Genomic DNA, 14,375 nt, shown 5'->3' on the forward strand with positions numbered 1-14,375 from the left:
GAATGCCGAGCGCGTGCTGGTGCTGCGGGCGGGGCGCATCACCGGCGAGCTCAGCGGCGCCGGCGTCAGCGAGGAAGCGATCCTGGCAAGGGCGATGGCGTCGTGAGATCGGAACGGACGCCCCCTCCACCGCCGGAGCCTGTCCTTGGGCCGGCCTTCGGCCGGACCCGGGGGGCGATCCCCCTTCCCCGCTTCATAGGGGAGGAACCAAGTTTTCAGCCGGCTGCGGCATCGATCCTCCCCCGTTTACGCAGGGCGATCGCATATGGAAGTTCTGGAAGCGTCGCCCGGCCGGCTACCCCCACCCCTGACCCCTCCCCTCAAGGGGGAGGGAGACGTTGCGGCCGCCACGCCGAGCGAAATCGTCACCGATTCATGTCTGGCGCAACAGCGGCAATATCCCCCTCCCCCTTGAGGGAAGGGGTTAGGGGTGGGGGTAGCTCCATATGCGATTGCCCTGCCCGCTTACGGTGGAGGGGGATCGCCCCCCGGGTCCGGCCGAAGGCCGGCCCAAGGACAGGCTCCGGCGGTGGAGGGGGCGCGCACCCCCTCAACGGCTCCGACCACACGGGCACATTGCAATGACGAAACCCAACATCACCATCGTCGGCAGCTTCGCGGTCGGGCTGACCATGCGGGCGCCGAAGCTGCCGATCTTCGGCGAGACCATGCTCGGCACCGATTTCGACATGGGCCCGGGCGGCAAGGGCTCCAACCAGGCCGTCGGCACCGCGCGGCTGGGCGCCTCGTCCGGGCTCGTCGCCCATATCGGCACCGACAAGCTGGCCGGCATCGCCACCGACCTCTACGCCGCCGAGGGCGTCGACACGCGCTTCGTCACGGGGCGCAGCGAGCGCGCCACCGGCGTCGGCTTCATCATCCTCAACGACAAGGGCGAGAACTTCATCATCCTCGACATGGGGGCGAACGAGCTGCTGGATGCCGGCGCTGTCGATGCGGCCGAGTCCCGCATCGCCGAAAGCGACGTGGTGATGACGGTGCTCGAAATTCCCATCCCCGCCGCCGCGCGCGCCATGGACCTCGGCCGCAGGCATGGCGCGAAGACCATCCTCAACCCGGCGCCGGCGCGCGCCCTGCCGGACGCGATCTTCGCCTCGGTCGACTATCTCACGCCGAACGAGAGCGAGCTGCGCATCCTGCTCGGCCTGCCCGCCGACGATCCGCGCTCGTCGCGCGAGCTGGCCGGCGAGCTGCGCCGCCGCGGCGTCCGCAACGTCGTGGTCACGCTCGGGCGGGCCGGCGCGCTGATCCTCACCGACGAGCTCGACGTCATGGTGCCGGCCGTGCCGGTCGAGGTGACCGACACCACCGGAGCCGGCGACGCCTTCAACTCGGGTTTCGCCGTGGCGCTGGCGGAAGGCCGCGGCATCGTCGAGGCCGTGCGCTTCGGCGTGGTGTGCGGCGCCATCGCCTGCACCAGGCTCGGCGTCATCCCAGGCCTGCCCGACCGCGCCAGCGCCGACGCCATGTACAGTGAAGCCCTGCAAACCGTGTGGAAGGACAAGCCGTGAACCGCAACCGACTGCTCAACGCCGAACTCGCGCACGCCGTCGCCTCGATGGGCCATGGCGACCTGATGATCGTCTGCGACGCCGGCTTTCCGATCCCGTCGAGCGCCTGGCGCATCGACCTCGCCATCACGCCCGACGTGCCGGACCTGGAGACGGTGCTGACGCCGATCGCCGAGAATTTCATCGCCGAAAAAGTGTCCTACGCAGACACGCTGCCCGTCCATAACGCGCCGCTGCTGGAGAAGGTGAAGCGCCTGTTCGCCGACGCCGAGCACGCGCCGATCAGCCACGAGACCATTCTGGGCGAGATGGCGGCCAAGGCCAAGGTGATCGTGCGTACCGGCGCCTTCGATCCCTGGGGCAACATCCTGCTCTATTCCGGCGTCGACGTGCCGAAATGGTTTTCCAAGCCCGGCGTGGTCGCGCCGGACTATTATGCGAAGAAGATGAAGTGAGCGGCGTCCCATATGCCCCGCATCTTCGATTTCGGCGGCCGTGAGGTCGAGCGCAGCACCACCGTCGCCGGCCTGCGCGCCCTGAAGGGCAGCGGTCGCCATGCCGCGCAGGTGACGGCGGAAACCGCCGACGAGGCGGCCGCGGCGGAAGCCGCCGGCATCGAGATGGTGGTGTGCCGCGCCGTCAACGTGCCGAAGGTGCGCGAGGGCTCGAAAAAGGTCTTCGTCACGGCGGCGCTCGGCTTTGCCGACGCCGTCACTGCCGACGAAGTGCTGCGCACCGCCTTTTCGGCGATCGTCGCCGGCGCCGACGCCGTCGTCACCGGGCGCGGCTGGGACACGGTGAAGATGCTGTCGGCCGAGCAGATCCCGGTCATGGGCCATCTCGGCTTCGTACCCAGGAAATCGACCTGGGTCGGCGGCGTGCGCGCCGTCGGCAAGACGGCGGACGAGGCGCTGGAGCTGTTCGACCGCTTCCGCCGGCTCGAGGACGCCGGCGCCTTCGCCGTCGAATGCGAGGTCATCCCGGCCGCCGTGATGGCCGAGATCAACCGCCGCACCGGCCTCGTCACCGTGTCGCTCGGCTCCGGCCGCGACGCCGACGTGATCTTCCTCTTCACCTCCGACATCTGCGGCGAGGCCAAACGCCTGCCGCGCCACGCCCGCGCCTGGGGCGACCTCGCCTCGCTGCACAGACAAGTCCGCGACGAGCGGGTGCGCGCTCTCTCCGGCTTCCGCGCCGACGTGGTTTCTGGCGGCTATCCCGGCGAGGCCGAGACGGCGCGGATCGCCGATGACGAGCTGGACAGGTTCCGGGCTGCCCTGGACGGCTCGAAGCTGTAGCGCAGGGACAGTTTACCTTCTTTCCGCAGAAAAGCGGTGCCGCTTCAAGGCTGGCTCTGGCGGAAAAAGTGAACTGTCCCCGGCACTCTGGGCGATTGAGCGGGCGAGAAGTAACGGACCAACCATAGGCGAAGCGCTCCGGCGGTCCAGAACTCCGAATGCGATTTCGGCAGAACAGGGGATAGCTTTTCTTGCCACCGTCGAGTGGTTGGAAGCGCCGCCTGCCGAAATGCAAATCATTCCAATGGCTTGCAATTTTACGGCATCTGCCGAAAAGCCGCGCGTCATGGTTTTCCGCCGATTTTTATCCCCGCCCTCTCCGCCTCCCTTATCCTTGCCGACAGTCCCTTCTGCGGGAACGCCGATCATGACGGTGGTTTGCGGGGAGGGATCGGTGTCCGGAAGGTAGCGGCTAACGTGGCCGCGAGAGCCGGCGCTGCTTCAGAGTTTCTAACGATCCCGAAGAATGAGCGGGACGGGGCTCCGGTATGGCCTGAGGAGCCGTCATGAGCGGGATATCGCCGGCGTCGCTTAAGTCGGAGTAGCGAGTACGATCCCATGACCCGGAAATGAAGCGGCGAAGAAGCACCGGATGGGCGGCCGTTGGGGTCGCATTAAAATTTAGATGAGCGAGCCTGCGGCCGCCTGTCTTTCCGACCTCTTCAATGGCCAGGGCTGAAAGGCAGCGTGGCGAGGATGGGGCTTGGCTGCCGCATGCCTGTTGTTTCCGCCGGGCGACAGGTGCAAAAACATCGCCACGAACCCGCAATTCGCAAGGAGCCCCGCATGCCCCACCCCGCTCTCGTTCCAGGCGCGGTCGCCGTCGTCACCGGCGCCGCCTCCGGCATCGGGCTCGCCGCGGCGAAGACGTTCGCCGGGCTCGGCATGAAGGTCTGCATCGCCGACATCGGCGCCAAACGTTTGGCCGATGCGCGAGCCCAGGTCATCCTCGCCGCGACCGGCGGCACCGATCACGTCATGGCGGTCGAGACGGATGTCAGCAAGCCCGACGACCTGGTGGCGCTGGAGAAGACGGTGGCGCGGGCGTTCGGCGGCACCGACGTTTTGATGAACAACGCCGGCATCCAGCCGGGCAGCGCCCTGTTCGGCCCGCTGGACAACTGGGAGCGCGTGCTTGCCGTCAACCTATGGGGCGTCATCCACGGCAGCCGGGTGTTCGCGCCGGCCATGATCGCGCGCGGAAAACCGGCTCTGATCATCAACACCGGCTCGAAACAGGGCATCACCACGCCGCCCGGGGATCCGGCCTACAACGTCTCCAAATCCGGCGTGAAAACCTTCACCGAGGCGCTGCAGCACGAATTGCGCAACACGGCCGGCGGCCAGGTCAGCGCGCACCTGCTTATCCCGGGCTTCGTCTATACGGCGCTCACCGCCAACGGCCGCACCGAAAAACCCGCCGGCGCCTGGACGCCGCAGCAGACGGTCGACTTCATGCTGGAAAGCCTGGAGCGCGGCGACTTCTACATCCTGTGTCCCGACAACGACGTGCCGCGCTCGCTCGACGAGCGCCGCATCCTGTGGGCCGCCGGCGACATCGTCGAGAACCGCCCGCCGCTGTCGCGCTGGCATCCCGATTTCGCCGATGCCTTCGCCGAATTCGCGGCAAAGCGCTGATCGGCGGCGGCCTGGCTCCCTCCCGGGGAGGGAGCTACCCCCACCCCTGACCCCTCCCCTCAAGGGGGAGGGGGATCTTGCCGTTGTTGTGCCAGACATGAATCGGTGACGATTTCGCTGGGCATCACCGCAGAGTCCCCCTCCCCCTTGAGGGGAGGGGTTAGGGGTGGGGGTAACGGCCCCCCTATGCGATTGCCCTGCAGGGCAGGGCCGGGATCAGCCGCCGTCGATGGCGTCGGCCATGATGATGATGGCCTGCTGGTAGACCGAGGCGGCGTTCCATCCGGCGATCGCGCCGCGATTGGCGCTGGCCGGCCCGCCGCCATAGCCATGGCCGCGCAGGAAGTTGGCCGTCGAGGCCAGCGCATCGGCCTTGTTCCTGAGATCGACGCGTCCGTCGCCATTGCCGTCGACGCCGTATTTCAGGACATTGGCGGGCAGGAACTGCGTGTGGCCGATCTCGCCATGGGCGGCGCCGACCGAGCCGGCGGAGAGGCCGCCGCGATCCACCAGCTTGAGCGCGCCGTAGAGGTGGTTGGTGAAGAATTCCGGGCGGCGGCAGTCATAGGCGAGCGTCGCCACCGCCGACACCGTGTTCTGGTTGCCCATGGCGGCGCCGAAGCCGGTCTCCATGCCCCAGATCGCCAGCAGCGGGCCGGCCGGAACGCCGTAGCGCTTCTCGATCGAGGCGAACAGCGCCGCGTTCTGCTTCTTCAGCGAGCGGCCCTTCGAGATGATGGCCGCGCCGCCCCGCCGCTTCATGAAGGAGTCGACCGATCCGCTGAAGGCCTTCCTGACCGCCCTGTCGACGCCGATCGTCTTGGTGGAATAGCGCGTGCCCGCAAGCGCAGCCAGACCGCGTTGTCCGACGCCGTTGGCGGCGGCCTCCCGCGCGAATTCCGCCTTCCACGCCTCGAAGCCGGCGGCGCTCTTGCCGCATCGGGCGGCCTCGGCCGCGACGGCCGAAAGGCCGAGCATGGCTGAGGCGGCGATCGCGAGGGTTAGTGTTTTGGCAGTGAATGCCATCCTCATCTCCTGGTTGCCTGAATACGTCGCGGGACATTGCCAGCAAACAGCCGCCCTGTCACCGCAGATACGACCGCGAATCCCCCCGGCCGCTGGTCAGTCTCGGGGAATTTCCCTACGATCAAGTATATGGCGTGGCAAGGGGTGGTCTAGGGCCATGGAAGATATCGATGTCATCGTCGTCGGCGCCGGTTCATCCGGGCTGGCGGCCGCGAAAGTTCTGCGCTCCGCCGGATTGACCTTCAAGGTTCTTGAGGCGATGGATCGCATCGGCGGCCGCGCCTTCACGTCCGATCAACATTTCGGCATTCCCTTCGACATCGGCTGCGCCTGGCTGCACGCGGCCGACCGCAACCCGTATTTCGCCGAGGCCGAGGCGGCGGGCTGGACCCTGCACCATCACCAGATGGATGTCGACCATCTCTATTTCGGCCGGAACAAGGCCTCGCAAACCCACGAGGCGGAAATGTCGCTGGCCGACCGGCAGCTCGCCGGGCTGATGGAAAACTGGTCCGGCGGCGACGACCGGGTCTCGTCCCTGCTCGCCTCCGGCCACGCGGCGCGCGCCGCCGCGACTTTCGCCGGGCCGCTCGATTTCGGCAAGGATTTCGACGAGACCTCGATCGAGGACTTTCGCGCCGCCGCCGACCTCGATCCGAACTACGTCAGCCGCGAGGGATTCGGTGCGCTGGTGGCACGCTTCGGTGCCGATGTTCCGGTGGAGCTCTCGACGCCGGTGCGCCGGATCGCGTGGGACGGGCCGGGCGTCGCCTGCGCCACCGATCGCGGCACTTTGCGGGCGCGCGCCGTGATCGTGACGACCTCGCCTGCGGTGCTGGCCTTCGAGGAGATCGTGTTCATCCCCGAGCTGCCCGCCGCCCATGTCGAGGCGTTCTTCGATCTGCCCATGGGGATGCTGACCAAGCTGCCGGTCGAGATCAGGGGTACGCGGCTCGGCCTTTCGCCCTTCGAAGACCTGCTGATCGAGCGGCAGGCGCGGCACGACGTCTATTTCCTGTGCTTTCCCTTCGACACCGATCTGATGGTCGGCTTCGTCGGCGGCGACTTCGCCTGGGAGATGTCGGCCGCCGGCGAGGCGGCGGGCGTCGACTTCGCGACAGACCGCCTGTGCGACATCTTCGGCTCGGACGTCAGGAACCATGTGGGCCGGGCGATGATGACCAACTGGGGCGGCGAGCGCTTCGTGCGCGGCGCCTATGCGGCTGCGCTGCCGGGCAGGGCGGCGGCGCGGCGCACTCTGATGGAGCCGGTGGCCGACCGCGTGTTCTTCGCCGGCGAGCATCTTGCCGGGCCGCTGATCCAGACCTGCGGCGGCGCCAGGTTGTCGGGCGAGGCGGTGGCGCGGCAGGTCGCGGCACGCCTTGCCGCGGCCTGAGCGAAGCAGTCCCGGCACCGGGCGGCTGCGGCAGCGCATCCCGGCTACTGCAGGTTGCAAGCGTGCCGGGGAATGTACATCAGCAGTAACAAATCGTTATTGCCGGAGAGTCGCGGCCCGGAACCATGACATTCCTACCCCGTTGGTGCGCCGAGGGAACATCAAACGTGGAGAATTCATCATGAAGAAGCTCGTGACACTTGCCGCGGCCGGCACGATGCTGGCGTTCGGTGGAGCGGCCTTCGCGCAGACCTCCGTCCAGGCGACGACCGAACTCAACGTCCGCGCCGGTCCCGGTTCCAACTATCCCGTCGTCGGCGTGCTTGCCGCCGGCCAGTCGGCGACCCTGCAGGGCTGCCTGAAGAGCGGCAAATGGTGCTCGATCGCCGAAGCCGGCGGACAAGGCTGGGTCTATTCGGACTATCTGGCCGGCGATTTCGGCGGCGAAACCGTCGTGTTGAGCCAGCGCCCGGCAAACGCCGAGGTGGCGATCGTCGAAGCACCCGACACCGGTTCGGCGGGCGCGATCGTCGGCGGCGCCACGGGTGCCATCGGCGGCGCCATCATCGGCGGCCCGGTCGGTGCGCTGGTGGGCGGCGTCGGCGGCGCGGCGATCGGCGGAACGGCCGGCGAAGCGGCCGAGCCGCCGGATCGGGTGCGCACCTACGTGACCAGCAACCGCCTCGATCCCGTCTATCTCGACGGCGAGGTCGTCGTCGGCGCGCGGCTGCCCGAGACGGTAACGGTCCGCGAGATACCGGACTACGACTATCGCTACGTCAACGTGAACGGGCAGGAAGTGTTGGTGGAGCCCGGCACCAACCGCATCGTCTACGTGATGCGCTGAGGCACGCAGCCCGAAAGCCGGGGCCCCGGCCCGGGCAAGAACGGACTGATAGCGCCGGGCCCGCGGGTCCGGCGCTATCTCATCGACATACCAGGCATTCCGCTACAGCGTAGGCGCAGCCGCTCCCTTCACCCGCCGTTGACGTCGAAATGCAGCGGCTTGGCCGAATCGATCAGCTTGTGGGCGCGCAGCTCCGCCAGCACGTTCTCCGGGAAGGGCGTGTCGAGATAGAGCAGCGCGATCGCATTGCCGCCCGGCCGGTCGCGGCCGAGTTGGAAGTTGGCTATGTTGACCTCGTTCCTGCCGCAGATGGTGCCGAGCAGTCCGATGATGCCGGGGGCATCCGGATTGGTCGTGTAGAGCATGTGCTGGCCGACCTCGGCATCGAGATTGATGCCCTTGATCTGGATGAAGCGCGGCTTGTGGTCGGAAAAGCAGGTGCCGGCGATGGAGCGGGTCTGCTTCTCGGTGGTGACGGTGAGCTTGATGTAGCCGTCGAACACGCCCGACTTGTCGCGCTTGACCTCGGCGACGATGATGCCGCGCTCCTTCACCATGATCGGCGCCGACACCATGTTGACGTCCGAGACCTGCGGCCGGATCAGGCCGGCAAGTGCCGCGCTGATGAGGGCGCGGGTGTTCATGGTCGTGGTCGAACCGTCGAACAGGATTTCGACCGACTTGATCGGCTCCTCCGTCACCTGGCCGACGAAGGCGCCGAGCACCTCGGCGAGCTTGACGAACGGCTTCAGCCGCGGCGCTTCCTCCGCCGTGATCGACGGCATGTTGATGGCGTTGGAGACCGCGCCCTTGATCAGGTAGTCCGCCATCTGCTCGGCGATCTGCAGGGCGACGTTCTCCTGCGCCTCGGTCGTAGACGCGCCGAGATGCGGCGTGGTGACGACATTCTCCATGCCGAACAGCTCGTTCTCGGTCGCCGGCTCGGTCTCGAACACGTCGATGCCGGCTCCCGCCACCTTGCCGCTCTTCAGCGCGGCGATCAGGTCCTTCTCGACCACCAGGCCGCCGCGGGCGCAATTGATGATGCGCACGCCGTCCTTCATTTTTGAGATCGCCGCCGCGTCGATGATGTTGCGGGTCTTGTCGGTGAGCGGCGTGTGCAGCGTGATGAAGTCGGCACGTGCGAACAGCTCGTTCAGCTCGACCTTCGCGACCCCGAGCTCCTCGGCCCGTTCCTCGGAGAGGAAGGGGTCATAGGCGACGACATGCATCTTCAGGCCGACGCCGCGCGTCGCCACGATCGAGCCGATGTTGCCGCAACCGATGACGCCGAGCGTCTTGCTGGTGATCTCGACGCCCATGAAGCGGTTCTTCTCCCACTTGCCGGCATGGGTCGAGGCGTTGGCCTCCGGGATCTGGCGGGCCAGCGCGAACATCAGCGCGACGGCGTGCTCGGCGGTGGTGATGGAGTTGCCGAACGGCGTGTTCATGACGATGATGCCGCGGCGCGAGGCGGCGGGGATGTCGACATTGTCGACGCCGATGCCGGCGCGGCCGATGACTTTCAGATTGGTCGCGGCGGCGATCAGCTTTTCGGTGACCTTTGTCGCGGAGCGGATGGCGAGGCCGTCATAGTCGCCGATCCTGGCGAGCAAGGCATCCTTGTCCTTGCCCAGATCCGGCAGGTAGTCGACCTCGACGCCACGATCCTTGAAGATCTGCACGGCGGTGGGGGAGAGTTTGTCGGAAACGAGAACGCGGGGCATGGGCGTGATCCTCTGCGATTGGCTTCCCTCCCCCTTGAGGGGAGGGTGGTCGCGCAGCGACCGGGTGGGGTGAGTGCGGCCGTGCTCGGCCTGCTTGTTTCAGGAGGTCGGCGAGGTGGAGGTGACCCCACCCGGCCGCTTCGCGGCCACCCTCCCCTCGAGGGGGAGGGAGATCAGGCCGCGGCCTTGAGCGCCGCCTTCTGCTGTGCGAACGCCCAGTCGAGCCAGGGCGTCAGCTTGCGCAGGTCGTCCGTCTCGACGGTGGCGCCGCACCAGATGCGCAGGCCGGGCGGGGCGTCGCGGTAGCTGGCGATGTCGTAGGCGACCTTTTCCGCCTCGAGCGCGGCCGTTAAGGCCTTCACGAAGGCCTGCTGGCCGGCGTCGTCGAGGGCGGCGACCGCCGGATCGACGAAGCGCAGGCAAACCGAGGTGTTGGAGCGTGTCGCCGGATCGCCGGCGAGGAAGTCGATCGCCGGATTGCTTGCGACCCAGTCGGCCAGCACGGCGGCATTGGCGTCGGCGCGGGCGATCAGGCCATCGAGGCCGCCGACCGACTTCGCCCATTCCAGCGCGTCCAGATAATCCTCGACGCACAGCATGGACGGCGTGTTGATGGTCTCGCCCTTGAAGATGCCTTCGATCAGCTTGCCGGCCGACGTTAGGCGGAAGATTTTCGGCAGCGGCCAGTCAGGCTTGTAGGTCTCTAGCCGCTCGACGGCGCGCGGCGACAGGATGAGCACGCCATGCCCGCCCTCGCCGCCAAGCACCTTCTGCCAGGAGAAGGTGACCACGTCGAGCCTGGCAAAATCCAGGTGCTGGGCGAAGGCGGCGGAGGTCGCGTCGCAGATGGTCAGGCCCTTGCGATCGGCCGGGATGAAGCCGGCGTCGGCAACGCGCACGCCGGAGGTCGTGCCGTTCCAGGTGAACACCACGTCGCGGTCGAAATCGACCTTCGCAAGATCGGGCAGCGCGCCATAGGGCGCCTCGAAAACCCGCGCATCCTTCAGCTTGAGCTGCTTGACCACGTCGGTCACCCAGCCGGCGCCAAAGCTTTCCCAGGCGAGCATGTCGACGCCGCGGGCGCCCAGCAGCGACCACAGCGCCATCTCGACGGCGCCGGTGTCGGAGGCCGGCACGATGCCGATGCGGTAGTCGGCCGGAACCTCGAGCACCTCGCGCGTCAGCGCGATCGCCTGTTCCAGCTTGGCCTTGCCGATCTTGGCGCGGTGGGAGCGGCCCAGCGCGGCCTTCTTCAGCGCCTCGACCGACCAGCCGGGGCGTTTCGCGCAGGGACCAGAGGAAAAATTGGGATTTGCCGGACGCACGTCCGGCTTGGAGATCGTCGTCATCATTCTACCCTTCCAGATAGCAAGCCCCTCGTTGGGGAGGGGTGGCCCACTCGCGGCATTAGCGGAAGCGGGGGCGGCGCGCAAGAGGGGATGTCGCATCGGGGACAGAAAAGGGCGCGCGACGATTACTTGCGCCGGCGGCCCGACAATTGCCAAATCCAAGCAAAACCTGCAGTATTGCTTGGGGCCGGACGCTCGACTGCCGGAAGCCGGCCCCTGCCGAGGGGGCGGCGTATCCGGGGTGGGAGGGGCATCGGCCCGGCGACGATGGATCACGATGGCGTTTCCCTGCTTGCCGCCAGGATGGCGGGCGCCATCGACGCGGCCTCGCTCGGGTCCGGCCCTTGGAACGAGGTCCCGAAGCTGTTCGCGCAGGCCTTTCCCGGTTCCTTCTCCTCGCTTCACAGTATCGGTCTTACCGACGGCCGCGTTGGATTCCTCACCGCCCACAACATCGATCCCGATTTCCTGCGGACGTTCGTCGAGCACTACACCTTCATCAACCCGTGGAACGAGTCGCACTGGACAAGGGTGCCGAGCGGCACGGTCAACCTGTCCGAGGAGGTGTCGCCGGCGCGCCTGTTCTCAAGGAGCGAATTCTACAACGACTGGCTGGCGCCGCAGGATGTCGATGCGGCGGCGGCGGTCAAGATCGACGGCGGCAACGGCCAATCGGCCCTGTTCATGATCCATTATCCGCTCGCGCTGGCGGACAACTACAACGCCGCCGTCGCCGAGGTGCTGCGGCGGGTGCGCGGCAATCTGCAGCGCACGGTCGAGATCGCGGGGCGCCTGCGCTCGAGCGCCGAGGGTGCCGCGGCCAGCGCGGCGCTGGTGGAACGCGGGCGTGGCGCGGCCTTCGTCATCGACGGCGAGCGCCGCTTGCGCGACGCCAACACGGAGGCCGCCAGGCTCTTCACCGCGGGGCGGGCTGTGGTCGTGCGGTCGGGACGCTGCCATCTCGCGGCCAAGGAGGCCGACGAACGGTTCGGCGCAATGCTGTCGGCACTGGTACGGGGCGTTCCGGCGGACGGCGCCCGGCTGTCGTTCCGCGATGCCGAAGGCGCGTGGCAGGTGGCGATGGCTGCCTTGCCGGCACCTCCGGACGCCGGCCTGGCCTCGCTGTTTTCGCCGCGCCGCATGGTCCTGGTGCTGGTCACCGATCTTGGCGCCGCGTCGCGGGCGTCCGGCGATTTCTCGGCGCTCGCGGCGACCTTCCATCTCACCCCGGCCGAAATCGCCTTCTGCAACCGGCTGTTCCAGGGCGACTCGGTCTCGGAGGCGGCCGACCGTCTGGGAATCGCGCTGGAGACCGCCAGGACCCGGCTGAAATCGATCCAGCAGAAGACGGGGACGTCCCGGCAAGGCCAGCTTATGCTGCTGCTTTCGCGCTTGTCCTGACAAGCGGAAAAGCAGCCGACGGCAATATCCCCACCCCCGAGGCCCTGGGGCTGTGACTGCCGTCGGCTCACGCTGATCGCGTCGGTGAGGACGCACATCGCACCGCCAATAAGGTCAAGCATGCGGCGGTTACTCAACCCCCATTTGGGGGATGACGAGGAATTCTTGCCGCGCAAGACTTTTCCGTAGGCCAAATAAACCAAGTTTGAAAACGGTCTCTCGGATTCTTAGGAAATTCTTTACCATCTCCTTCTGAACGCATACACATCTTTTATTGCGTTGGGGATCAACGGGCGGAGTAGAGAAATGGCAACCGTGACGATGTCTTTTCCGGGCGGGACATACCTGCCGGAATTTGTCGACTACAACCCGTCGCTTGGCGAGTTGATCGATCTCGAAGGGGCGACGCTTGTCGGCACGCCGACTGCCACGCGGATCGTGTTCCAGTTGGAGAATGGCTTGGTGCTGCGGATAAACGGCACCGGCTTCAGCTTCAGCGGCAACGATCCGACTGGAGGCACGGTGACCGGGTTGCAGCTTTTCCTGAGCGACGGCACGACGGTGCTGCAGGCCATCACTGGCCTCAACCGGCCACTCATCGACGTCAATGACGCCGCCCAAGCCTTTGAAACCGATCCGTGGGCAATGAATCAATGGCTGATGAGCGGCAACGACACCATCAATGGATCGGCCGGCAGTGACGATCTGTATGGACATGGCGGCAACGACACGCTGAAGGGCGGCGGCGGAGACGATTTCATTCGCGGCGGGGCCGGCATAGACACATACGATGGCGGCGCCGACTTTGATGTCCTGGCATTCGATGAATACGACCCCACTGCCCTTCGCGGAATCTCCCTCAATGTTCAGGCGGGCACGGTGGTTGATTCCTGGGGCAACAACGAAACCTTCAAGAATTTCGAATCCTATCGCGGCACACAATTCGCCGACGTGCTGAACGGTTCGTCCTCCGATGAACAGCTCTTCGGACTGGGCGGGCGCGACAAGATCGACGGAAAGGGCGGCGTCGACGAGGTGCGTTACGACCGTGACTCGCGATGGGGCGGCTTGGACGGCGTCACGGTCAACCTGACTGACGGGACGGCCATCGACGGCTTCGGCAAGCAGGACACGCTGGTCAGCATCGAGAGGGCCCGGGGAACCTGGACCGACGATGTCCTGATCGGCAGCAGCGGCGCGAACCGCCTCCGGGGCCTCGACGGCAAGGACGTGCTGGACGGCAAGGCCGGCGCCGACGACATGCGCGGCGGCGGAGGCGACGACACCTATGTCGTCGACAATTCCGGCGATCTCGTCGACGAGAATCCGAATGCCGATTTCGCGTGGGGCATCGACACCGTGCAGTCGTCGATCACCTTCAGCCTGGCCAACACCGCACGGGTGTTCGGCGACGTCGAGAACCTGACGCTCACCGGCACGGCCGCGATCAACGGCACCGGCAACGCGCTGAACAACACCATCATCGGCAATGGCGGCAACAATTCGCTGAGCGGCGCCAACGGCAACGACCGGCTGGAGGGCGGCGTCGGCAACGACACGCTCAACGGCGGCAACGGCGCCGATGCGCTGATCGGCGGCACCGGCGGCGACACCGCCTCCTATGCCGGGGCCAGCGCCGGGGTGACGGCGAGCCTCGCCAGCCCGGCGGCCAACAAGGGGGCCGCCGCCGGCGACACCTACTCGTCGATCGAATATCTGCTGGGCTCCAGCCATGCCGACACGCTCATCGGCAACTCCGGCAACAACATCATCAACGGCGGTCTCGGCAGCGACAAGCTGACCGGAGGTGCCGGCGCCGATTCCTTCCGCATCGCCACCACGCTCGGCGCCAGCAATGTCGACACGATCACCGACTTCAGCGCCGCGGATGATGTCGTCCAGCTCGAGAACGGCGTCTTCCTGGCGCTGGCCACCACCGGGACCCTGGCCGCCACCGCGTTCCGTGCCAACACGACCGGGCTCGCCGGCGACGCCACCGACCGGATCATCTACGAGACCGATACGGGAAAGCTGTTCTACGACGCGGACGGGAACGGCGCCGGGGCCGCGATCCATTTCGCCACGCTGACAGGAGCGCCGTCGATAACCAGCGCCGATTTTACCGTGATCTGAGCGGCGGACCTGAGTCCCGGCGGGCGGC

General features: G+C 67.0%; 11 protein-coding genes. 8 read left to right on the top strand and 3 right to left on the bottom strand.

Going from position 1 to position 14,375, the window contains the following annotated elements:
* The first annotated feature begins 581 nt into the window (after window positions 1-581).
* From C7I84_RS16715 to C7I84_RS16730, 4 genes are all read left to right on the top strand, one after another.
* The gene (locus tag C7I84_RS16715; RefSeq protein WP_106773358.1) at window positions 582-1,532 is read left to right on the top strand and encodes a ribokinase; all 951 of its coding nucleotides are present in this window, start codon (window positions 582-584) and stop codon (window positions 1,530-1,532) included.
* Window positions 1,529-1,987: a D-ribose pyranase gene (rbsD, locus tag C7I84_RS16720; RefSeq protein WP_106773359.1), complete on the top strand. Its 459-nt coding sequence runs from the start codon at window positions 1,529-1,531 to the stop codon at window positions 1,985-1,987. Before C7I84_RS16715 ends, rbsD begins: the two co-directional genes overlap by 4 nt.
* Window positions 1,988-1,999: 12 nt before the next feature.
* Window positions 2,000-2,830 carry a 3-methyl-2-oxobutanoate hydroxymethyltransferase gene (locus C7I84_RS16725; protein ID WP_106773360.1) on the top strand — a complete coding sequence of 277 codons (831 nt, stop codon included), beginning with the start codon at window positions 2,000-2,002 and terminating at the stop codon, window positions 2,828-2,830.
* Window positions 2,831-3,616: 786 nt separating this feature from the next.
* The gene (locus C7I84_RS16730; protein WP_106773361.1) at window positions 3,617-4,468 is read left to right on the top strand and encodes an SDR family NAD(P)-dependent oxidoreductase; all 852 of its coding nucleotides are present in this window, start codon (window positions 3,617-3,619) and stop codon (window positions 4,466-4,468) included.
* A gap of 216 nt (window positions 4,469-4,684) precedes the next feature.
* On the opposite strand, the gene C7I84_RS16735 is transcribed toward C7I84_RS16730, so the two are convergent.
* A complete protein-coding gene (locus C7I84_RS16735; RefSeq protein ID WP_106773362.1) occupies window positions 4,685-5,494 on the bottom strand; it encodes a lytic murein transglycosylase in 810 nt (269 codons plus the stop codon).
* 157 nt (window positions 5,495-5,651) lie between these two features.
* Here C7I84_RS16735 and C7I84_RS16740 point away from each other — a divergent pair, with 157 nt between their 5' ends.
* On the top strand, window positions 5,652-6,890 hold the full coding sequence (locus C7I84_RS16740; protein WP_106773363.1) for a flavin monoamine oxidase family protein: 1,239 nt from the start codon (window positions 5,652-5,654) through the stop codon (window positions 6,888-6,890).
* 181 nt (window positions 6,891-7,071) lie between these two features.
* Window positions 7,072-7,737 carry a DUF1236 domain-containing protein gene (locus C7I84_RS16745; protein ID WP_106773364.1) on the top strand — a complete coding sequence of 222 codons (666 nt, stop codon included), beginning with the start codon at window positions 7,072-7,074 and terminating at the stop codon, window positions 7,735-7,737.
* Window positions 7,738-7,865: 128 nt separating this feature from the next.
* Here the strand turns inward: C7I84_RS16745 and serA are convergent, their stop codons facing one another.
* Together serA and C7I84_RS16755 are read right to left on the bottom strand one after the other, a co-directional pair.
* Window positions 7,866-9,464, bottom strand: coding sequence for a phosphoglycerate dehydrogenase (serA, locus tag C7I84_RS16750; RefSeq protein WP_106773365.1), 1,599 nt, complete (start codon window positions 9,462-9,464; stop codon window positions 7,866-7,868).
* A gap of 173 nt (window positions 9,465-9,637) precedes the next feature.
* Window positions 9,638-10,813 (bottom strand): phosphoserine transaminase, encoded by a 1,176-nt coding sequence (locus C7I84_RS16755; RefSeq protein WP_106773474.1) that lies wholly within the window; start codon window positions 10,811-10,813, stop codon window positions 9,638-9,640.
* Between the two features lie 267 nt (window positions 10,814-11,080).
* Between C7I84_RS16755 and C7I84_RS16760 the strand changes: the two genes are divergently transcribed.
* The gene (locus tag C7I84_RS16760; RefSeq protein WP_106773366.1) at window positions 11,081-12,214 is read left to right on the top strand and encodes a helix-turn-helix transcriptional regulator; all 1,134 of its coding nucleotides are present in this window, start codon (window positions 11,081-11,083) and stop codon (window positions 12,212-12,214) included.
* Between the two features lie 306 nt (window positions 12,215-12,520).
* On the top strand, window positions 12,521-14,347 hold the full coding sequence (locus C7I84_RS30875) for a calcium-binding protein (RefSeq protein WP_106773367.1): 1,827 nt from the start codon (window positions 12,521-12,523) through the stop codon (window positions 14,345-14,347).
* The last annotated feature ends 28 nt before the right edge of the window (window positions 14,348-14,375 follow it).

It is taken from the genome of Kumtagia ephedrae (assembly GCF_003012745.1).
Lineage (GTDB): Bacteria > Pseudomonadota > Alphaproteobacteria > Rhizobiales > Rhizobiaceae > Kumtagia > Kumtagia ephedrae.

Bases quoted from the DNA above. Each gene is read 5' to 3' on its own strand.
- C7I84_RS16745 (WP_106773364.1), top strand. From the start codon at position 7,072: ATGAAGAAGCTCGTGACACTTGCCGCGGCCGGCACGATGCTGGCGTTC.
- C7I84_RS16740 (WP_106773363.1), top strand. From the start codon at position 5,652: ATGGAAGATATCGATGTCATCGTCGTCGGCGCCGGTTCATCCGGGCTG.
- C7I84_RS16725 (WP_106773360.1), top strand. From the start codon at position 2,000: ATGCCCCGCATCTTCGATTTCGGCGGCCGTGAGGTCGAGCGCAGCACC.
- C7I84_RS16760 (WP_106773366.1), top strand. From the start codon at position 11,081: ATGGATCACGATGGCGTTTCCCTGCTTGCCGCCAGGATGGCGGGCGCC.
- C7I84_RS16715 (WP_106773358.1), top strand. From the start codon at position 582: ATGACGAAACCCAACATCACCATCGTCGGCAGCTTCGCGGTCGGGCTG.
- serA (WP_106773365.1), bottom strand. From the start codon at position 9,464: ATGCCCCGCGTTCTCGTTTCCGACAAACTCTCCCCCACCGCCGTGCAG.
- C7I84_RS16735 (WP_106773362.1), bottom strand. From the start codon at position 5,494: ATGGCATTCACTGCCAAAACACTAACCCTCGCGATCGCCGCCTCAGCC.
- C7I84_RS16755 (WP_106773474.1), bottom strand. From the start codon at position 10,813: ATGACGACGATCTCCAAGCCGGACGTGCGTCCGGCAAATCCCAATTTT.
- C7I84_RS30875 (WP_106773367.1), top strand. From the start codon at position 12,521: ATGGCAACCGTGACGATGTCTTTTCCGGGCGGGACATACCTGCCGGAA.
- C7I84_RS16730 (WP_106773361.1), top strand. From the start codon at position 3,617: ATGCCCCACCCCGCTCTCGTTCCAGGCGCGGTCGCCGTCGTCACCGGC.